The organism is Candidatus Rickettsia kotlanii (assembly GCA_030295365.1).
In the GTDB taxonomy this organism is placed as follows: domain Bacteria; phylum Pseudomonadota; class Alphaproteobacteria; order Rickettsiales; family Rickettsiaceae; genus Rickettsia; species Rickettsia kotlanii.
The window spans coordinates 807500-828002 of sequence record AP027062.1 but is presented as its reverse complement, the minus strand read 5'-3'; the positions used below and the strand labels follow the sequence as shown (position 1 = coordinate 828002).

Here is a 20503-nt window from a genome sequence, read left to right as displayed (position 1 = left end):
TTATATATGCTTTTTAAGCCATCTCTGTATTCTAGAGATTGTTGCACGTATTCCTTCTTGCCTTATAGAAGTAATAGTTAATAAAATCAAAATTTTTGTCACAAAGAAATAGGTTCGTATTTTTTGAATTACATAGTTATTTTTGAAAAAAGAAATATTACTTTTTTTATAATCTTCATTTTTATTTTCTAGTAATCTTAATTGTGTAACAGCTGCTAATAACAAATTAATAGTAAATGGACTAAATTTACTTAAATAAGAATCATTAAGAACATAAGAAGTAATATTTATTAAACCTACTGAATATTTATTTGGGTCCATAAACGTATTAGTACCACCGCTAATTCGTACTTTAGACAATTCTTTGTCTATACCGCCTATTAAGTTTTTACTAGCAATAGATATCCATAAACAACAATCTTCACCGCTTCTTATATTTTCAGGAAATAAATTTTCTTGGAATAATGTCAAAGTTCCCATAACTGTCGGCATTGCTATTGGACAGGTTTGTATGACTTGAGGAAAAACATTACCACTAAAAAGCCCGGAATGAACAGATTCTATATATTTTCCTTTTTCACTTATTTTTTGATATGAAGTATGAGAAAATATAAAATTATTTTCTTCCATAAACTTTAATTGGATTTCTATTTTATCCTTATAAAATAAATCGTCTGAATCAAGGAAAGCGATATATTTTCCTATAGCATTTTTAATACCGAAGTTACGTGCAGCAGCAGGTCCTTCATTTTTTTTATGAAAATATTTTATTCTTTTATCTTTTTTGCATATTGAAGTTAATTCTGATATATCATCAGTCGACCCATCATCTATTATAAGTATCTCAAAATTTTTGTGTGTTTGAACAAGTACACTTTCTATAGCTTCAATTGCCCAATTTATTCTATTATATACCGGTATAATAACACTAATTTTAGTATCATTTAGTACTTGTTGAGCCATGGTATTTGCTAAATCACAGGCTTTTTTATACGGAGTATTATTGGATAAAAAAGTAGCTGTACGAGTTAAAAATAAATAAGGAGAACCTTCCATTTTAATCATTTCTTCTTCTGTTAACTCGTGAAGAAACGATGACCATAATACATTACATTCTTCGTTATGATTTGATATTTTTTTACTACCTTGCTCTGAATGAAAACGAGATTTAATGAGGATAGATTCGTCAAAATGAATAGGGGCAACACGGAAAATTTTAAACCATAAATTATAATCTTGCGTTGTCGGTAAAGCCTCATTAAATATACCGACTTTATGAAAATATTTAGCCGGAATCAATAACGAACAACCATGTATTAACCCTCGTAATAAAGGTAATAAAGAAATATTAAGTTTATTTATAGGTAGCACACTATCCGGTTTAATATAACATAGAGAGTTGCCTTTTTCATCGATTAATTCATAACCACCGTAAATGATAGTATCTTTATTATCTAATTTATTTAATATGTCAACTTGATGCGCGATTTTATTAGGATAATATATATCATCATGGCTAAGCCACGAAAAATATTCCCCTTTCATGTTTTTTATACCGTAATTTAAGGCCGAACCGCAACCTCCGTTTTCTTTATGAAAATAGCGTATTTTATCACCATATGATAATGCTATACGTTCTGTCTCTCCATTGTCTTTTGAACCATCATTAACAACAATAATTTCAATATTTTTGTAAGTTTGTGCTAAAGCACTATTTATAGCTTCTTGCATATAATTAGCACCATTATAGACAGGTATAATAATGGAAACTAAAGTATGATAAATATTTAGAGGTTTATCTTTTCTCGTTGTCATAACTTTTAAAAATAATTTATAAAATGTTAGTTTTATTGTTTAAATTTTCTATAGAGCGTTAGAAAAATAGATTTTTCTTCTTCACTAATAATTAGTTTATTTTTAAGAGTTTTTATTTCTTCTAAAGCATTATTTAGCTCTGTTACAGCATTATTTAATTTAGTTCTTCTCTTCGCTATTTTTAAATACATCTCTATCTCTAGTTTGCAGCAATTGTTTTAATATATCTTGGGATTGTAAACCTAGCTTTTCTAAAAATTCTAGAGTCCAAGCTGAGATTAGATAGTTAAATAATTGTTTTATAGGCTTTAAATCTGAGTTACTAGATATACAGATTATAGCATTAGGAGGATTTTTTCAGAATGCGTATCGTTAAGTTACACCATCTACTCCTTCATAACAAAATTCTTTGTCCAGATATGATTCAAGGTCTTTTTCAGTAATTCAATTAACTAAATAATGTATATTCCCTTCCAGTTCATTAAAAGGTACATTTACTATTAATCGTTTTTTATATTTAAGATTAAGTGCTCGATTTAACTCATCTTCAATATGCTCAAGTGCATGTTGTGATACAATATAATCATATTCTTCTGCCTTTTTAATAAAACTAACTAAATCAGATTTAATATATTGTATATTAGATGCTCTATAATTTTGTTTAGCATAAATTATAGATTATTGACTGATATCTATTGCTATAATTTCTACTCCTAATATATCACTAAGCATAAAAGTTCCGTGTTTCGTTCCACAACCTATATCTAAAATTTTCATTTTTTGATTTAGCATTAATGAGCTATTAAGTATATCGGCTTCTATAATTTTTTTAAAAATCTTATAGCTACTTTTATGACACATTACCTCTAAAACATAATCTTTCTACATCATTATAAATTTCTTCTAACATAAATTATTTAAACTATTATAATTTTAATAAATATTCGGCAATAAATGCAGCAGGGTTTTCTACAGGATCAAGCATCTTTTTAAATTGATTTCTGCCACTACTATTTTCATGATAAGGTAAATAATGATTTTGCTTAATAAATTCTATATAGTTAATAATATCTTGCGGCTCATAAGCAAAATACATATATTTTTTTAATTCTTTAGATAGAGCATTGCTATTAAATTCATTATTCCAACCATTACTTAAGTAAATTATAGGCTTATCGGCAACTACTACTTCAGCAAGAGATGAAGTACCGTCACTTATTACAATATCTGACACCATTATATCATCCAGTAACGACCTGAATGCATGTGCAGAAACAGTAACATTTTTTAAAGAGTTAAATCTATTTAATATATTATCCATATCACTTTGGCTGCAGTAATTTTTACCGACCGCATAGGTAAATAGTGTAACATGCGGTCTTATAATAAAATGAATATTAGGATGTTGTAATGCATAATTATAGAAAAAATAGTGATAATTTAAGAAAGTAGAACCCCCTTCATATAACTCTCTATTTTTAAATGATAATTCCCATCTAGGAAGCCATAAAATGGTTTCCGAGTTTGGTTTTTCTTTAATATTATAATTTCTTACTTCATAGTATGGTTGATAACCCGAAACAATAACTCTATCCTTAGGAAATTTATAATTACTAATAAAGATATCCTTTGTACTTTCTGAATCAACAAATACCGTCTCTATGCGACTCGATAACTTATCATCATCAATATTTTTTTGATGAAAGATATGCGGACCATAGACTATATACATAATTTTTGTTTTAGTTCCTCTAAAGCTCTTATACAAATTAGCAGCCGTAAAAGGTTCTGATATATAGCCTTGCAAATTTTCGTAAGGGTTTTGCGTAAAGATAAAATCCGGCTGATAATTTTTTAGTTCAGAAATTTCACATTTTGTATTAACATTTGAATAAGAAGCATACTTACCGCATGGATATATTACATCTTGTGTATCAAATTTACTAATAAACCCGGTATCTATTCCTCCTTGAATATTGGGATGAGGATGAGGTACTATTACAATTTTGACATCATGACCTATTTTTTTCATCTCATTATACATTGCGTATACGCCTTTGCCGCCGAATGTCTCTGTACTAACAAGGAAAACTATTTTTTTATAAGCATTTTCTTTGGAATAGCAAAAAGAAGATATAAGAGTTATTAGTAAAAAAACACTTAAAAATAAAGTGTTAAGTTTTATTAATTTAAAGAATTTCATGCTTTTGATATGATGATAATGAATAGGATTAATTTTTAAACCATACTGTACGGTTAACATAATCCACATAACTTAAAACTATACGTAATATTTTCTTTGATACAAGTCCTGCTGCTACATAATCCGGCACGATATCTTGCAAGTGTTTATTATTCTCGTGTTCTTCTGTAATAGCTTTCACCGATTGTAGTACCCGTTCAACCTTCAAACCCGACATAATAAGCGTTCCGGCATCCATACCTTCAGGACGTTCATGTGCTCCTCGAATATTTAAAGCAGGTAAATTAAGTATAGACGCCTCTTCAGTGATAGTACCGCTATCGGATAAAATACAAAATGCATTCATCTGAAGTTTGACGTAGTCCGTAAACCCAAAGGCCGGCAAAAATCTTATTTTATCGCCAAGTTCTTTAAACCCCTCTAAATCCTCAAGCCTTTTTTTAGTCCTTGGGTGTGTTGAAAAGATTACAGGGAAGTTATACTCTTTAATAAGCGTTTGTAAACTACTTAATAATTCTTTCAGATTATTTTTGACATCAACATTTTCCTCACGATGTGAGCTAATTAAGAAATATTGCTTTGTGGTAAGTGACAATTTATCTAAAATATCAGACTTTAATATTTTAGGCATAAAGCGACCAAGGACCTCAGGCATATGTGAACCTGATTTAAAAATAAGCTCAGGTGGTAAACCTTCGAAAATTAAATAACGTCTTGCATGCTCAGTTAACGCAATGTTAACGTCACTAATATGATCAATGATTTTACGGTTTATTTCTTCAGGTACACGCTGATCAAAACAACGATTTCCCGCTTCCATATGAAAAATCGGAATTTTACGGCGTTTAGCGGCAATTGCTGATAAACATGAATTAGTATCACCATAAAATAAAACGGCATCAGGCTTTTCTTTCTCAAGTACTTCATCAACTTTTTCGATAATAAGCCCAATAGACTTTGCCGTATTATCTGCTGCTACTTCTAAGAAATAATCGGGTTTTCTAATTCCCATATCATCAAAAAAAACCTGATGTAATTCATATGCATAATTTTGACCGGTGTGAACTAGGATGTGATTAGTATATTTATCAAACTCGGAAATCACGCAGCATAGTTTAATAAGTTCAGGACGAGTACCGACAATCGTCATTACCTTAAGCATTTTTTAGCTCCTCTTGTACGTAATCAAGAGTCAGTAATAACTCTTTTACTTCTTCTAAATTTAAACGTTTTGTATTATGGGAGGTGTAATCCTCTAAAAGTGCTACTTTCTTTTCACCTTCAACAAAATATTTTGCATAATTAAGATCGCGCCCGTCCATAGGAATACGGTAATAATCTCTTAAATCATCAGCTTTTGCCATTTCTTCTGATGATACTAATGATTCGTAATGTTTTTCGCCGTGACGTGTACCGATAAAACGTATTTCATTTTTGCTATCGAATATATCTTGTAACGCTTTTGCTAGTACTTCAATTGTGCTTGCCGGAGATTTTTGTACGAAAATATCACCCTGATGACCATGCTCAAACGCATATAAAACTAAATTCACTGAATCTACAAGCGACATTAAAAAACGTGTCATTGACGGTTCTGTAATGGTTAATTTCTTACCTTGTTTTATTTGATTGATAAAAAGAGGAATGACCGAACCTCTAGAAGCCATAACGTTACCGTATCTAGTGACGCAAAGCATAGTCTCACCTGGAGAACGCATACGTGCTTTTGCTATTGCTAACTTTTCCATTAATGCTTTAGATAATCCCATTGCATTAATTGGATATACAGCCTTATCGGTACTCAGTACAATAACTTTTGTAACTTTGTTATTAATAGCAGCACTTAAAACATTTTCAGCACCTAAGACGTTAGTATTTATTGCTTCCATAGGATAAAATTCACAAGTCGGCACCTGCTTTAAAGCAGCAGCATGGAATACATAATCTACACCGTGCATTGCCTCATCAATACTTTTATAATTGCGTACATCCCCAATATAGAATTTAAGTTTCGGATTATTTAAAGCAATACGCATATCCTCTTGCTTTTTTTCATCTCTACTGAAAATACGAATTTCCTTCATATCGTTAATAATATCGGACTTAAGAAAATGAGAAAGCACCGCATTACCAAACGAACCGGTGCCTCCTGTAATCATTAAAGTTTTATCTACAAACATTATATATAAACACCTATTTTGTTATTATTCATTCTGTCATTGTGTCAACCGAGAAACACTCTAAGGTAGTCATCCTGTAGCTTGTCCACAGGGTCCAGTTATAAAAAAAATACAAACATAAAAAGCTCGATTTATCTCACTTTATACTGAATTCCGTGTACAAGCCTATAAATGATAATTTACTTAAACTCACACATACGCTTTATAAGCTCACGCCATTCAGGAGGCGTATATCCTGTCACCTCATTAAAACGAGTGCTATCTAGTGAACGATCTATTACAAGCTCATCTGACGAAATAATATCGATTTCTTTATTATATATTTCTGCTACTAATTTTAACAATTCTAACTTATTAATCGGTTTTGAGGCAACATGATAAAGCCCGCGCAACTCTTTATTAGGTAACACAAAATCCCTTATTATTCTTGCAAGCTCTACTGTCGGGAATCCTGAATAAATAGCTTTCTCAAACCCTTTCACTGAACCTTCTGCACTTAAAAACCAATTGATTAAGCTTCTATTGCCTGCTAGCTCATGACCTATAATGGAAGTACGCAATGTGATAGCATGCGGATAATCTACCTCACCAAGAAATTTTGAACGACCGTAAAGGTCATAACAGTCAGAAAAATCGCTTTCCTTATAATTACCTTTTTTTCCTGAAAACACACAATCAGTGCTAATATGGATTAACCTTGAATTAGCTAGCTTACATAAATTAGCTAGCCTATGAGGCAGCAAACTATTTATCGGTAATGCTTTTAACGGGTCATTAGCATCTGCTAATTGTTTTACAAGCCCTATACAATTTATTACCATATCGGGTTTTGTTTGATTAAATACCTCAACTAACGCATCATGGTTCTCAACATCTACATTTGTAATTAATTTATCGGATAAATCCTTAGAAAAGTAAGAACGAGCTGAATTATTTCGGGCTGTTGCAAAAATGTCAAATTTTTTATCACTATTTTTATCACTACTTAAAAACCTGAATATGCTATTACCCAGCATACCGGTAACACCCAAAATTAATATTTTCATAGTATATTTTATTTATTTTTACCGAATCGGTTCTATCATAAATAATATATCTTTACAATAGTGTTTTGAGTGCGTAACAATATTGAGTTATCAATAATAACTTGCCATAGAAAAGGTTCTTATTCTATCTTCTGTAATTTTCCAACCTGCATCTTCTGCAAGCTCTAAATCATATTGGTCTTGCATATTCATCCACCAATGAGGCTTAATATTATAAATACTTACCCAAACGAAGGTCTGTATCAGTAGCAATTGAACGATGATGCTTAATTATATTATTGATCCTAGTAACGGGTACATCAATATCATGAGCAAGTTTGCTTTGACTAATCCCCATAGGTTCCATAAATTCTGCTAGTAAAATTTGTCCCGGTGAAATAGAAGGTAATTTATTCTTGGCTTTGTTGCATAGACCTTTTTATGTCATTCCTAATTAAATATTTTTTATAGAATCAAGCACGGTTTCAAGAATCATACTAGCAGCTACTACATCATCGTTATTATTACGGTCTTTTCTTTTTACTCCAAATGATTTAAGGAAATTATTTGCAGCTTTGGTAGTTAATCTTTCATCTTGTAAATATATAGGCAAGTTTATAAATCTTGCTAGCTCTTCAGCAAATTTCATCACTATATTTGTTTGCTCCGTTACTGCTCCGCTCATATCAATCGGTAGACCTATTATAACACCGCAAACTTTATATTTCTCGATGATATTAAGCAAGGAAGTAATAACAATTTTTTTATTTATCTCGGTTATAGTATTTAAGGGCATAGCAATACTACGTTCTTGATTAGATAATGCAATTCCTAATTTTTTGCTTCCGTAATCAATAGCGATAAGTGGAGCATTTGGTATTAAAAGCCGATAAAATTCTTGAAGATTTTTTATGATCATGATAGTTATAAAAATTACTTTATTAATTATTATTTATGCTAAAAACTATTCAGAAACATTTAGATACGAAATTAATTAAATTATCGACGATTTTAGCCTTTATTTATTGTTTATTATTTAATACCGCAATATTGATTTATAAATTTGATTATTATAAAGCAACAATCTTTAGAGGGATATTAGAGTTATCAAAAGATTTTTGCTATATCTATATATTTTCTTTTATAGCATTTTTCGGTTTTAGCGTACATAGATTAGTGTTAAAAATCGGCGTAGGGTTTTTATTTATAACATCTGCTATTGCTAGTTATTACATTTATTTCTTCAAAGTCAATCCTACTAAACAAGTAATAGGTAGTTTTTTCTCAACGGATTTAAACGAAGTTTATGAATTAACCAGCATTAAGTTAATAATATGGATAATTTTTTGCCTTTTTACCTGTTTTTATACTCTCAAATCTTTTGCCGCCGAAAATTCTAAATCATTCGTAACAAAACTATTATCTGCCGCTTGCTTACTTATTTTTGTATATAATATTATTACTCCTTCATTTAAGATACTAAAAAATTATTTTCCCATTCAGTATTTACATAATAGCTACCTTAATTTTGCCGGAAATTTCGGTGATAAAAATTATGCATGTATAGATATTAGCAAACAATATAACTTTATAGATAAGTCAGATAAAGATATTATCGGTGTTTTAGTTATAGGCGAATCAGCAAGATTTGATCATTTCGGTATTAACGGTTATGAAAGAGATACGACTCCTTACTTAAAGACTACTCAAAACCTAATTTCTTTCAAAGCTAAATCTTCTTCTAACCTTACCTATCTTTCCGTACCGTCGTTACTTTCACGTTATCCTGCAAGTCAAATTGAAAATAGTAGACAAGAGAACAGCTTTTTATCAATTTTAACAAATCTTGGCTTTAATACTACCTGGATCGGTACTCAAACTTTAATGAGAAGTTTTGCAAATTTTGACCTCAGTAATATATATAATGACGTTAATTTTACTATAGTACCGGGCGGCTCTACCCTATTTTCTTTAAATGATCATGATGAAAAAATATTGCCTTTTATAAAAGAAATAATAACAAACTCAGAGAAACAATTTTTAGTAGTTCACACTTCCGGCAGCCATTGGAACTATAATGCGAGATATCCAAAAGAGTTTGAGTATTTTACCCCTACCTGTCCTATTAAGGTTAAGGGAGATGCAAGTGATTGCGATAAGCTTGCTTTAGTTAACAGTTATGATAACTCTATTTTATATACCGATTTTTTTTTATCTAATTTAATAGATTTGCTTAAAGATAAAAATGCATTTTTATTATATGTATCTGATCACGGCGAGTCCCTCGGAGAAAATGGTTATTACGGTCACGGCGGTCCACTACTTGCAGAACAAATAACCGTACCTCTTATAGTTTGGGTATCAGATGATTTTCAAGCCAAATATCCTAAATCAGTATCTTCAATTAAAAATTATGCTAATACCGAAATTAGCCATGATTATGTATTTCATTCAATCCTTGACTGTTTAAATATAGATTCCGACATAATAGATAAAGACTTAAGTATATGTAAATCTAATTAAAAATTATTGAATTATTAAAAAATTTGTATATAAACTAAGAACTCAATAATTATATGATTTATTATTATGTCTGATATACCTAAACTAGACGACTCTTATTATAGATTTTAGTATTTTACTTAAAACACTAGAATAAAATAAAGTTGCTGAAACGTATTTATTGCAGAAAGATTTTAATAGCGCTTTAAATAAGATAAAAAATGTAAATGAACAACTTGAAGAATATTCAAGCATTTTTTCTTTACTCAAAGAAACCCATTTGAGTGATAGAAAAATATATAATTAAGTACCATTTAACTTAAATCCTTTTTTTATAATTAAAAATAATATAGAGTGGAAATAAAAAAGGTATTGAATTATGGAATATGCATTATTAATTTTCAGTATTATAGCGATTTTAGTTATAATACAAATGGTTAAAGTTGTACCACAACAACAAGCATGGGTAGTAGAAAAACTTGGAAAATTCGATAAGGTACTGCAGCCTGGCTTAAATTTACTCATCCCTGTCATTCAGAGAGTAGCATACAAACATACTTTAAAAGAAGAAGCAATAGACGTTACCGCTCAAACAGCTATTTCAAACGATAACGTAACATTATCTATAGACGGTGTTTTATATGTTAAGATCATTGATCCAATGGCAGCATCTTATGGTGTTAATAATCCTTACTATGCCATAACACAGCTTGCTCAAACTACTATGCGTTCGGAAATCGGTAAACTCCCTTTAGATAGGACTTTTGAAGAGCGCGAAACTTTAAACGTAGCAATTGTAGCAGCTATTAATCAGGCTGCTATAAATTGGGGCATACAATGTATGCGTTATGAAATTAAAGATATTCAACCTCCACAAACTATACTTAAAGCTATGGAATTGCAGGTAGCAGCAGAGCGTCAAAAAAGAGCTCAAATTCTAGAGTCGGAAGGTAATAGACAAGCAAAAATTAACCATGCAGAAGGTGAAAAAGCACAAATCGTACTGAATTCAGAAGCTTCTTATACAGATCAAGTTAACAGGGCAAAAGGTGAAGCTGAAGCAATAGGCTTAGTCGCTACCGCTACAGCAAATAGTATTGAGATTGTCGCAACTGCCATACAAAAAACGGGAGGAAGTGATGCAGTAGCTCTTAAAATAGCTGAGCAATATATTAGTGCATTCGGTAATTTGGCTAAAGATACCAACACCGTAATTTTACCTGCAAATCTTTCAGAACCTAGTAGTTTTATCACCGGAGCGTTAACTATATTTAACCAATTAAAAGCTTCTTCGGGAACAAAAATAGATAAGTAGCAATTTATAAAGATTTATTATTGTAATAATAATTAGTTTTATATATCATATCAGATTATTAATTAATAAAAGGTTATAAATATGTCAGTATTTGTCGGCAAAATTGCTCCGGATTTTACAGCTAAAGCTATTATGCCTAATAATAATGTAGACGCTAAGTTTAAACTTAGCGATTATGCTGCAGGGGATAATATAGTGTTATTTTTTTATCCCCTAGATTTTACTTTTGTTTGTCCATCGGAAATTATAGCATTTCACAATAAGCTTGGTGAATTTACCGAAAGACGTACTAAAGTAATAGCTGTTAGCGTCGATTCTCATTTTAGCCATTTAGCTTGGAAAAATACTCCGCATAATAAAGGCGGACTTGGACAAGTACAATTCCCAATGGTTTCCGATATAAAAAAGGATATTTCTTCAAAATACAATGTACTTAATGAAGATGGTGTTGCTTTGCGTGGAACTTTTTTAATCGATAAGGATTTCATAGTACGTCACATGCTAATTAACGACTTACCTATCGGTCGTGATATTAATTATACATTAAAAGTAATCGATGCTTTAACTCATCATCAAAAGCATGGCGAAGTTTGTCCTGCCGGCTGGCATAAAGGTGAGGAAGCAATTACCCCATCACATGAAGGTATAGCACATTATTTAAGCTCACATGCAGAGAAGCTGTAATATATAAGTGGGGAACTGTCCTACCGTAGTAGCTTGTCTAGTAATGTTGAGGAATTATTTTCTGCTTCTAAAATATTTTATAATATTGAAACAATTAATATTTTATGTCTTATTAGGAGTGAAATACCAGCCCTAAAACTTTCTTTAGTTTAATTAAATTATTTGGTGATGTAGCAACTATCATAGATAACGTTCCAGATTTTTCATTGCGAAACGGAAAATCAAAACCAATTAAAATTGTCAGTAAAAGCGATACTGAAAAAGAGTTAGAGCTTCTCGAAAAAGACAATGCTAAGATCATCACATATAAATCTCCGGAATAAATTATTACTTGAAATTTATGATCCACCGCCAATATTAAGCTATCAAGGTAATATAGAGTTATTAAAAATAAATGCGTTGCAATATTAGGTGCAAAAAACACTGCTGCAAACGGGAGAAGCTTTGCTCATAAAATTGCAAATGATTTAGTAAAGGTTATATAACCGTTCAGGATTAGCACGAGGAATAAATAGCAACGTACATCAACTATCGGAGTTATTGCAGGCGGTATTAATCATATATATCCACCGGAAAATAAAAAACTATTTGAAAATTTAGCAAAAGAAGGTTTAATATTAGCTGAGTTACACCTATCGGCCCTACCCCGCTTGGGGAACATTTTCCACAGCGTAATAGGATAATATCGGGACTAGCCTTAGGAGTAGTGGTAATAGAAGCAAGCTTAAAATCCGGTTCATTAATAACTGCAAAATTTGCACTTGAACAAAATAGGGAAATATTTGCCATTCCTGGCTTTCCTTTAGATCCAAGATGTCAAGGTACAAATAAATTGATTAGAGAGGGAGCATATTTAATGGAATCAGTAGACGATATTGTAGCTAATTTACCACAATATGAAGAATTTATGAAAAAAGATGATGGATTATTTAAGGATTTTGTTGAGCTAGGAACAGTAAATACGAGATATGTTAAAGAACCGTCATAAAAGGAGCGTACTGCTATATTGGAATTATTATCAGCAGTACCCATAGACTTTGAATATTTACAAAAAGAAATAGAATTACCGCTTCCTAATATACGGTAATATTCGAATTAGAACTCGCCGGGATAGTAATGCGTTACACCGGTAACAAAGTATCATTACATTAGTTTATAATAAGTAGATGAAATTAGTAATAGTAGAATCGCCAGCAAAGGCAAAAACGATAAATAAATATTTAGGTGATGAGTTTAAGGTCATTGCATCATTCGGTCATATTAGAGATTTACCTTCTAAAAAAGGCTCGGTGTTACCTGATGAAAATTTTGCAATGAAATATGATATTTCTGATCAAGCCGGTAAATATGTAGATGCCATAGTTAAAGATGCTAAAAAAGCTGATGCAGTATATCTTGCAACCGATCCTGATCGTGAGGGTGAATCTATCTCATGGCATGTTGCAGAGGTAATAAAAGAAAAGAATCAAGTTAAATCCGATGATTTTTTCAAAAGGGTAGCATTTAACGAAATCACTAAAAAAGCAATTATTCATGCCGTTGAAAACCCTAGGAAACTTGACACTAACTTAGTAAATGCCCAACAAGCAAGAAGAGCTTTAGACTATTTAGTCGGCTTTACCCTTTCACCTCTTTTATGGCGTAAGTTACCGGGATGTAAATCAGCAGGACGTGTGCAGTCCGTGGCTCTGCGATTAATATGTGAGCGAGAAGATGAAATAGAGCGTTTTAAGTCAGAAGAATATTGGGATATTAGCCTTAAAATGCAAAATAGTAATAATGAACTATTTACTGCTACATTGACTCACATAAACGATCAGAAGTTAGAAAAATTCTCAATTATTAACGAAAAAAACGCCAAAGATTTAACCAAAAAATTAAAATCTCAAAAATTTCATGTTGATAAGATAGAAAAAAAACAACAAAAACGTCAACCACAACCTCCTTTTATTACTTCATCACTACAACAAGAAGCAGCAAGAAAATTAGGTTTTAGTGCTAAAAAGACTATGCAAATAGCACAAAAACTTTATGAGGGTGTTGATATAGGTAAGGAAACTATAGGACTTATTACTTATATGAGAACCGACGGTGTTACATTATCAAATGATATAATAACAGATATACGTAAGTTAATCGATAAAAGTTACGGCGATAAATATTTACCGACTAGCCCTAGAATTTATAAATCCAAAGTAAAAAATGCTCAAGAAGCTCATGAAGCAATAAGACCCACAAATATTACTTATACTCCTGATAGCTTAAAAGAAAAGCTAGAAAAGGATTATTATAAGCTTTATGAGTTGATTTGGAAAAGAACTATAGCCTGCCAAATGGAAAATGTTATAATGGATTTGGTAGTTGCAAATTTAGCTTCGGAAAATAAAGAATATTTGGCAAAAGCACACGGATCGACTATAGCCTTTGACGGATTTTATAAGGTTTATCGTGAAAGTGTGGACGATAAAGCTGAAGAAGAAAATAAAATGCTACCGCCTTTAAAAGAACAAGAGCTACTTAAAACTACAGAAGTTATTCCAAATCAACATTTTACCGAACCGCCTCCCAGATATTCAGAAGCAAGTTTAGTGAAAAAACTTGAAGAGCTTGGGATTGGTCGTCCTTCGACCTATACTAGTATTTTATCGGTTTTACAAAATCGAAAATATGTTGCTCTTGAGAAAAAACGATTTATACCTGAAGAACTTGGACGTTTGGTAACGGTATTTTTAGTCGGTTTCTTCAAAAAATACGTTGAATATGATTTTACTGCAGAACTTGAAAACGAGTTAGACGAAATAGCAGCTGGCAAACTTGAATGGAAAGCTGCTTTAAATAATTTTTGGAGCGGTTTTAACCATAATATTGAATCAGTAAACGAGCAGAAAATAACCGAGATTATTAGCTATGTACAGAAAGCCCTTGATTATCATCTGTTCGGTGAGAATAAAGAATCTAAAGTTTGTCCTTCATGTAACACGGGCGAGCTTAGCTTAAAGCTTGGTAGGTTCGGAGCGTTTTTAGCATGTAGTAATTACCCTGAATGTACTTTTAGAAAATCTATTGTTAGCGGTAACGATAATAACGAGAATGAAGGCGAGCCTGCCGCTATGCCTAATGAGAATAAAGTTTTAGGTACGGATAAAGACGGAGTAGAAATATATCTGAAAAAAGGACCTTATGGATCTTATATTCAACTTGGCGAACAAGAAGGCAAAGTAAAGCCGAAACGTAGCCCCGTGCCTGCTAGCTTGAACCAAAATGATATTACACTTGATATAGCATTAAAGCTTCTAAGCTTACCGCTAAAAATAGGTGTTCATAAAGATAGCAACGAAGAAATTATGATAGGATACAGTAAATTCGGTCCTTACATAAAATATATGGGTAAATTTATTTCGGTGCAAAAAAAATATGATTTTCTAAATTTAAGCTTAGATGATGCGATGAAGCTAATTGAAGAGAATAAAGCAAAATTAGAAAAGAAACAGGTGTAAATGGTTTAGTGTCACCCCCGTGACTTGATCACGGGGTCTCAGGACACAGGCTTGTGATACAAGATCCCGTGGTCAAGCCACGGGATGACAATTAATAAAATTACTTATTTATGACAAAAGTTATAACACGATTTGCTCCGTCACCGACCGGTATGTTACACGTTGGGAATATCAGGGTAGCATTGCTTAACTGGCTATATGCAAAGAAGCATAACGGACAGTTCATTTTAAGATTTGACGATACGGATTTAGAACGTAGTAAACAGGAATATAAAGATGCTATCGAGGAAGATTTAAAATTTTTAAAAATTAATTGGGATCAGACATTTAATCAATTAAGTCGTTTAAGTAGATATGATACAATCAAAAATCTATTACTAGACAAAAAAAGATTATATGCCTGCTATGAGACTCCTGAAGAGCTAGCATTAAAGCGTAAATTTCAATTATCTAAAGGTTTACCACCGATTTATGATCGAGCTAGCTTAAATCTAACTAAAGAGCAAGCAAAGAAATATATAGAACAAGGAAGAAAACCGCATTATAGATTTTTGGTAAATCATGAACCGATTAGCTGGCATGATATGATCAAAGGCAAAGTTAAATATGACGGCCAGGCTTTAAGCGACCCAATAGTGATAAAAGCAGACGGTAGTATGACCTATATGTTATGCTCAGTTATTGACGATATTGATTATGATATTACTCATATTATTAGGGGTGAAGATCACGTTAGCAATACCGCCATTCAAATTCAAATGTTTGAGGCTTTAAATAATACTCCTCCGACTTTTGGGCATTTAAGTTTAATAATCAATAAAGATGAGAAAATTTCTAAAAGAGTTGGAGGGTTTGAGATCGCAACTCTTAGAAAAGAATTCGGGATCGAAGCTATGGCAATCGCTAGCTTTTTTAGTTTACTTGGTTCATCAGCACAAATCTTGCCTTATAAATCAATGGAGAAACTAGTAAATCAATTTGAGATAAGTAGTTTCTCTAAAAGTCCAACTATCTATCAGCCGAAAGATTTAGAAAGATTAAATCATAAATTACTTATAAGTTTAGATTTTGATACAGTAAAAGAACGCCTTAAAGAAATAGATGCCGAGTATATTGATGAAAATTTTTGGTTATCGGTAAGCCCTAACTTGCAAAAATTACATGATGTAAAAGATTGGTGGGAAATTTGCCATCAAACTCCGAATGTAGAAAATCTAAATTTAGATAAGGAATATTTAAAGCAAGCAGCAGAATTATTACCAAAAGGTGAAATCACTAAAGATAGCTGGAGCATTTGGACTAAAGCAATAACAAATGTGACAGGCAGGAAAGGTAAGGAGTTATTTTTAACTCTTCGCCTTGCTTTAACCGCTAGAGAATCAGGCCCGGAAATCGCAAGCGTTTTACCTTTGATTGATAGAGAAGAGATAATAAAGCGTTTAACTAGTGCGTGACTCGCTATGTCATTCCCGCGAAAGCGGGGATCCAGTAAAAATAATCTTATTGGTACAAATGTATATTTGGTAAAATAAACATATAAAAACAAGTTTTTATATGTTTTACTAGATGTCCCCTTCCGTGGGAATGACATAGAAGCAATGCAACTTCTCGCAATGATGATTGAGTATGACAATATTTTAACTATAATACTCTATCATGTTAGTATTAATAGCACCAGCAAGCTCTGTGGTATCACCGTAAATATTATCGGCAATAAGAGAAACTATACCTACTGTTCCTGCCACCTAAACCTTTTACAGTTTCATAAGCTACATATCCTGCAGTTAGTCCTGCTTTTACTGTATTTTTTACACATTCGATAGAATCGGACATTTTATTTATATAAGAAGCTATTTCTTCATCTTTAAGATCAAATTGACCATGTAACGAAAGATATACAGGATTTTTTGATCGACAATTTTGTAAACACGTAAAATCACCCCCTGCATAAACTGCACTATATAATTCAATCGGCATAGCTTTAAATTTCACGCTTTTACCAAGACCATAATCTGATATTGTCCCCCAAATATCAGGAATATTATTCCATTCAATGTTAAACGCTACTATATCATTTTCATTTAGATCATTGGGAGTAGCAAAAAGCCCATAACCCGGTGAATGAATTAAATTTTATCTAATTATTGTTTCGTGGATATCACAAGGATTACCAGTTTTTTGATATATTTTGTAGCTTAAACGAATAATATTGATTTTTCCCGTATTTAAAATAGCTTCATTCGAGTCTTGATTTCTAAACTGTAATTTTCCAATAGGATATTCTAGCTTAACATTTTTGATTTGCTTGTAATATGTAGGCATTTGCCTACGCATAGGGAAAATCTAAAATAACCTCACCACTCATATTGCCGATTATTTCTGTCTCAACTTTGATAGCTGAAACAGACGTATTAGACAAAGGTGTTATTTTGTAATTTATCTGCCTATAAGTATTTGCGGATACTAGATTTGAAATTAGAATTATGAATATTATCAAAAAATTTTTTAGAAAGTACATTTTTAAAACTCATAGATTTTAGGGATTATTTTAGAGTGTTGTGTGACTCTCGATACCATTCCTGCATGGCATTGTTGCGTGGATATTGAGTCATCATTGCGAGGAAATTATAAAATAATCGACGAAGCAATCTAGTTAAAATTCTGATTTACGGAATTTTTATTATTTTTTATGGATTGCCACGCAGCCTAGGGCTGCTCGCAATGACGATATCTATGTAGGCATGTATTCTATTTAATTATTACTTCCTGACCATTATCCCATAAGCTTCTATGTCTTCAAGCCATTTAGCATTTTCTATTAAATATGATTCTTAACATTCGGCAAGTATAGGATCAGTTCACCTGTTAAATTTTCCGTCAAATAAAATGCCTAAAAAACCTATTTTATTCTTTTTACAATAATCTCCTATATCTTCAATATGCTTCGCACGATCATCAACAAATATAATAAAACTAGCATTTAGCTCTTCAGAAAATTTTGATAAAGTACCACTTTTTGAGTGATTACCGGTTATAAATATACCTATATACCTTTATAAAAAATAGTGTCCTGCATTATAAATTGCTAATTTTTCATTATCTGAAAATTCGATACCCAGCTCTTTTAGTTCTTTATATCACCAATCTTATATAGAAAGAATATTGTTGAATGCTCCCGTATTCATTTGTGTAAGACCATAAACGGGAAACTTTTCCTTGAGCTTGTTTATAACTTCTACCCACTCTTCATCAATTAATATTACTTTTCGCTGCAAAAACCAATTACTGATAATTTCCTCATAATTGTCATAACTACTTTTATTTTCCTTAATTCTATCAATTATTTAATTATAAGGCGACTTCTTAAAAGTTTTTTATTTAGGAGTTATAAGCGTATCATCAACATCAATGAATATAGATGCACGAGTAGGAGCATTTTTTATTATTAAATCATAAACTTTTTCGGCAGCACTATCGGCAGTTTCAAAATCTTTCATATATATTCCGAAGTAAAGTGCAGAGTAGTGATACGAAGTTTAACTTGGAAAAGAGTAATTGGTCTGTAAGCCGAGGAGTGGAACGTATATTAAGCATTCAGCATCCGAGGTCTTATAAAGGCATTGTTGCTAATTTTTCAAATGGGGCGAGTATCAAATTTAATATTAAGTTCTTCAGTTAAAATAGCCATTAATTCAAGCCCTGCTCTATTTGTCCATTCGCCTTGTTCATAAAAAAAATGATAAGGACCACTAACCGGTGACGACAACCAAATTTCTTTGGCGACACTTTGTTTATTTATTACATATACTCCTTTATCAGTATCAAGGTTTAATATATCGCCTTGTAAATCTACATCTATACTTGCTTCTTTATCCTGCTCTTCTATCTTTTCTGCTATATATACAATTGTTGTCTCGGCTATTTTACTAAATTCACTATTATTCATGATAACATCCCTTAAGTAGATAAAAATATACGCAAATCAACTTCAAAAAGAGCAAGGAGTCTATAAGACAAGAAGCGGAGCGTATACTTAATACATGAGCACCACAGCTCTTATAAGACGAAGTAGCCAATTTTTGAAGTTCATCGAGTAGATGGTTTTTCAGGATCAATTGCCGGCTCAGGTACTTTAATCAAACTTTTTCGATAAGTTTCAACAAATCTATTATGATCATTAAGATTGTTAGAAAAATTATGCCCGCCTTTACCATCAACTACAAAAAATAATGCATCCGTTTTAGCAGATTTTACCGCTGCTTCTAAAGATTTTAACGACGGACAAGAAATCGGACCGGGTGGTAAACCTTTTATATAATAAGTATTATAGGGTAGTTCTTGCAATAAATCTTTTTTTGTTAAAGCTCTTGCTAATTTAAATTTTCCTTCAGTCAAAGCATATATAGTAGTCGAATCGGCTTGTAGCTTCATATTTTTCTTTAAACGATTAATGAATACTGCTGCTATAATAGGCTTTTCTGCATTTGAGCCGGCTTCTTTTTCAATTATTGAAGCTAGCGTTAATACCTCAAGTCTAGTTTTTAATGGAGAATCCGGTGCAAGATTTTGCATTACTTTATCTAAATTAGCAGACATTAAATTTCTCATGTGATCAATTATATGCTCTTTTTGATCACCGTAAGAAAAAAAATACGTGGAAGGCATTAAAAAACCTTCAGGTATTATCCCTTTTATTTCTCCAAGTAATCGACTTTCTTCATTAATTTTCTTTATAACCTCACTAACTACCGTACCTTCCGGGACAATTATCTTGTGTATTATAGATTTACCGCTTGCTAATATTCTTAAAGTTTGCAGAGGCGATATATTACGAGTAAACACATATTCACCACTTTTAAGAGGTCTTTTTATAGAATAAATTTTAGCAATTACCTTAAAAATTCTTGGATATTTGATTACTTCATTAGAATAAAGTTTTGTAACTATTTGATCTACGGATAATTTAGGTTCAATAATTATCGTTTTATTTTGAGTAAGATTACCCGGTACCAAAATATAAAATATACTAAAATTTAGCAAAATAATAAATATAGTTAGGGATACTATAACTAAAAAAAGTTTAGTTTTTAATAGGTTGTTTAACATAATAACTATTATTTTTATAAGGTTTAGAAAAATCTTACCACGAAATATGGTTTTTTATTGACATTTGAAATAATACATAGTAAAATTAACTTTTTGCTAAATCAATAGTTTTAATATTTGGTAATTAAAATTATATGACTAATGAGCAACAAATTAATAACGCAAACCAATTTACT

General features: G+C 31.5%; 22 protein-coding genes and 2 pseudogenes. 8 read left to right on the top strand and 16 right to left on the bottom strand.

The window, feature by feature from the left end:
- The 10 genes and pseudogenes from QUD19_RS04535 to ruvX all read right to left on the bottom strand — a co-directional run bounded on the left by QUD19_RS04535 (position 1) and on the right by ruvX (position 8142).
- The gene (locus QUD19_RS04535) at positions 1 to 1815 is read right to left on the bottom strand and encodes a glycosyltransferase family 2 protein (RefSeq protein ID WP_498807587.1); all 1815 of its coding nucleotides are present in this window, start codon (positions 1813 to 1815) and stop codon (positions 1 to 3) included.
- 32 nt (positions 1816 to 1847) lie between these two features.
- A complete protein-coding gene (locus QUD19_RS04530) occupies positions 1848 to 2006 on the bottom strand; it encodes a hypothetical protein (protein WP_498807586.1) in 159 nt (52 codons plus the stop codon).
- A gap of 253 nt (positions 2007 to 2259) precedes the next feature.
- Positions 2260 to 2725 (bottom strand): annotated as a pseudogene (locus tag QUD19_RS04525) (class I SAM-dependent methyltransferase).
- Positions 2726 to 2740: 15 nt separating this feature from the next.
- Positions 2741 to 4087 carry a hypothetical protein gene (locus QUD19_RS04520; protein ID WP_498807584.1) on the bottom strand — a complete coding sequence of 449 codons (1347 nt, stop codon included), beginning with the start codon at positions 4085 to 4087 and terminating at the stop codon, positions 2741 to 2743.
- Complete coding sequence (wecB, locus tag QUD19_RS04515) at positions 4047 to 5180, bottom strand: non-hydrolyzing UDP-N-acetylglucosamine 2-epimerase (RefSeq protein ID WP_498807583.1); 1134 nt, start codon at positions 5178 to 5180, stop codon at positions 4047 to 4049. The genes QUD19_RS04520 and wecB overlap by 41 nt, the downstream gene beginning before the upstream one ends.
- Positions 5173 to 6198: a polysaccharide biosynthesis protein gene (locus QUD19_RS04510; protein ID WP_498807581.1), complete on the bottom strand. Its 1026-nt coding sequence runs from the start codon at positions 6196 to 6198 to the stop codon at positions 5173 to 5175. Before QUD19_RS04510 ends, wecB begins: the two co-directional genes overlap by 8 nt.
- Positions 6199 to 6377: 179 nt before the next feature.
- A complete protein-coding gene (locus QUD19_RS04505) occupies positions 6378 to 7244 on the bottom strand; it encodes a dTDP-4-dehydrorhamnose reductase family protein (protein ID WP_498807579.1) in 867 nt (288 codons plus the stop codon).
- 90 nt (positions 7245 to 7334) lie between these two features.
- Positions 7335 to 7430 carry a plasmid maintenance system antidote protein gene (locus tag QUD19_RS04500; protein WP_498807577.1) on the bottom strand — a complete coding sequence of 32 codons (96 nt, stop codon included), beginning with the start codon at positions 7428 to 7430 and terminating at the stop codon, positions 7335 to 7337.
- A 25-nt stretch (positions 7431 to 7455) separates the two neighbouring features.
- Positions 7456 to 7581 (bottom strand): helix-turn-helix transcriptional regulator, encoded by a 126-nt coding sequence (locus QUD19_RS04495; RefSeq protein ID WP_498808683.1) that lies wholly within the window; start codon positions 7579 to 7581, stop codon positions 7456 to 7458.
- Positions 7582 to 7677: 96 nt separating this feature from the next.
- Positions 7678 to 8142, bottom strand: coding sequence for a Holliday junction resolvase RuvX (ruvX, locus tag QUD19_RS04490; protein ID WP_498807575.1), 465 nt, complete (start codon positions 8140 to 8142; stop codon positions 7678 to 7680).
- Positions 8143 to 8177: 35 nt separating this feature from the next.
- On the opposite strand from ruvX, the gene QUD19_RS04485 reads away from it, so the two are divergent.
- From QUD19_RS04485 to QUD19_RS04470, 4 genes and pseudogenes are all read left to right on the top strand, one after another.
- Positions 8178 to 9746, top strand: coding sequence for a phosphoethanolamine transferase (locus QUD19_RS04485; RefSeq protein ID WP_498807574.1), 1569 nt, complete (start codon positions 8178 to 8180; stop codon positions 9744 to 9746).
- A 66-nt stretch (positions 9747 to 9812) separates the two neighbouring features.
- Positions 9813 to 10032: pseudogene (locus QUD19_RS04480) on the top strand (hypothetical protein).
- Positions 10033 to 10104: 72 nt separating this feature from the next.
- Positions 10105 to 11040: an SPFH domain-containing protein gene (locus QUD19_RS04475; protein WP_498807573.1), complete on the top strand. Its 936-nt coding sequence runs from the start codon at positions 10105 to 10107 to the stop codon at positions 11038 to 11040.
- Between the two features lie 81 nt (positions 11041 to 11121).
- Entirely contained in the window at positions 11122 to 11724 is a 603-nt protein-coding gene (locus QUD19_RS04470; RefSeq protein WP_498807572.1) for a peroxiredoxin, read from the top strand.
- Positions 11725 to 11836: 112 nt separating this feature from the next.
- Here QUD19_RS04470 and QUD19_RS04465 read toward each other — a convergent pair whose 3' ends face one another.
- On the bottom strand, positions 11837 to 12148 hold the full coding sequence (locus QUD19_RS04465) for a hypothetical protein (RefSeq protein WP_498807571.1): 312 nt from the start codon (positions 12146 to 12148) through the stop codon (positions 11837 to 11839).
- Positions 12149 to 12254: 106 nt separating this feature from the next.
- Between QUD19_RS04465 and QUD19_RS04460 the strand changes: the two genes are divergently transcribed.
- The 4 genes from QUD19_RS04460 (at position 12255) to gltX (ending at position 16675) form a co-directional block, all read left to right on the top strand.
- Positions 12255 to 12407, top strand: a complete 153-nt coding sequence (locus tag QUD19_RS04460; protein WP_498808682.1) for a DNA-processing protein DprA — start codon at positions 12255 to 12257, stop codon at positions 12405 to 12407.
- A 23-nt stretch (positions 12408 to 12430) separates the two neighbouring features.
- The gene (locus tag QUD19_RS04455) at positions 12431 to 12712 is read left to right on the top strand and encodes a DNA-processing protein DprA (RefSeq protein ID WP_498807570.1); all 282 of its coding nucleotides are present in this window, start codon (positions 12431 to 12433) and stop codon (positions 12710 to 12712) included.
- 178 nt (positions 12713 to 12890) lie between these two features.
- Positions 12891 to 15221 carry a type I DNA topoisomerase gene (topA, locus tag QUD19_RS04450; RefSeq protein ID WP_498807569.1) on the top strand — a complete coding sequence of 777 codons (2331 nt, stop codon included), beginning with the start codon at positions 12891 to 12893 and terminating at the stop codon, positions 15219 to 15221.
- Between the two features lie 110 nt (positions 15222 to 15331).
- Complete coding sequence (gene gltX / locus QUD19_RS04445; protein WP_498807567.1) at positions 15332 to 16675, top strand: glutamate--tRNA ligase; 1344 nt, start codon at positions 15332 to 15334, stop codon at positions 16673 to 16675.
- Positions 16676 to 17354: 679 nt separating this feature from the next.
- Here gltX and QUD19_RS04440 read toward each other — a convergent pair.
- From QUD19_RS04440 to mltG, 5 genes are all read right to left on the bottom strand, one after another.
- Positions 17355 to 17543 (bottom strand): hypothetical protein, encoded by a 189-nt coding sequence (locus QUD19_RS04440; RefSeq protein ID WP_498807566.1) that lies wholly within the window; start codon positions 17541 to 17543, stop codon positions 17355 to 17357.
- A 536-nt stretch (positions 17544 to 18079) separates the two neighbouring features.
- A complete protein-coding gene (locus QUD19_RS04435; protein ID WP_498808681.1) occupies positions 18080 to 18256 on the bottom strand; it encodes a DUF2608 domain-containing protein in 177 nt (58 codons plus the stop codon).
- 339 nt (positions 18257 to 18595) lie between these two features.
- Positions 18596 to 18718: a hypothetical protein gene (locus QUD19_RS04430; RefSeq protein WP_498807565.1), complete on the bottom strand. Its 123-nt coding sequence runs from the start codon at positions 18716 to 18718 to the stop codon at positions 18596 to 18598.
- Between the two features lie 137 nt (positions 18719 to 18855).
- Positions 18856 to 19167 carry an iron donor protein CyaY gene (cyaY, locus tag QUD19_RS04425; protein WP_498807564.1) on the bottom strand — a complete coding sequence of 104 codons (312 nt, stop codon included), beginning with the start codon at positions 19165 to 19167 and terminating at the stop codon, positions 18856 to 18858.
- 140 nt (positions 19168 to 19307) lie between these two features.
- Positions 19308 to 20327: an endolytic transglycosylase MltG gene (gene mltG / locus QUD19_RS04420; RefSeq protein ID WP_498807562.1), complete on the bottom strand. Its 1020-nt coding sequence runs from the start codon at positions 20325 to 20327 to the stop codon at positions 19308 to 19310.
- Positions 20328 to 20503: the final 176 nt, after the last annotated feature.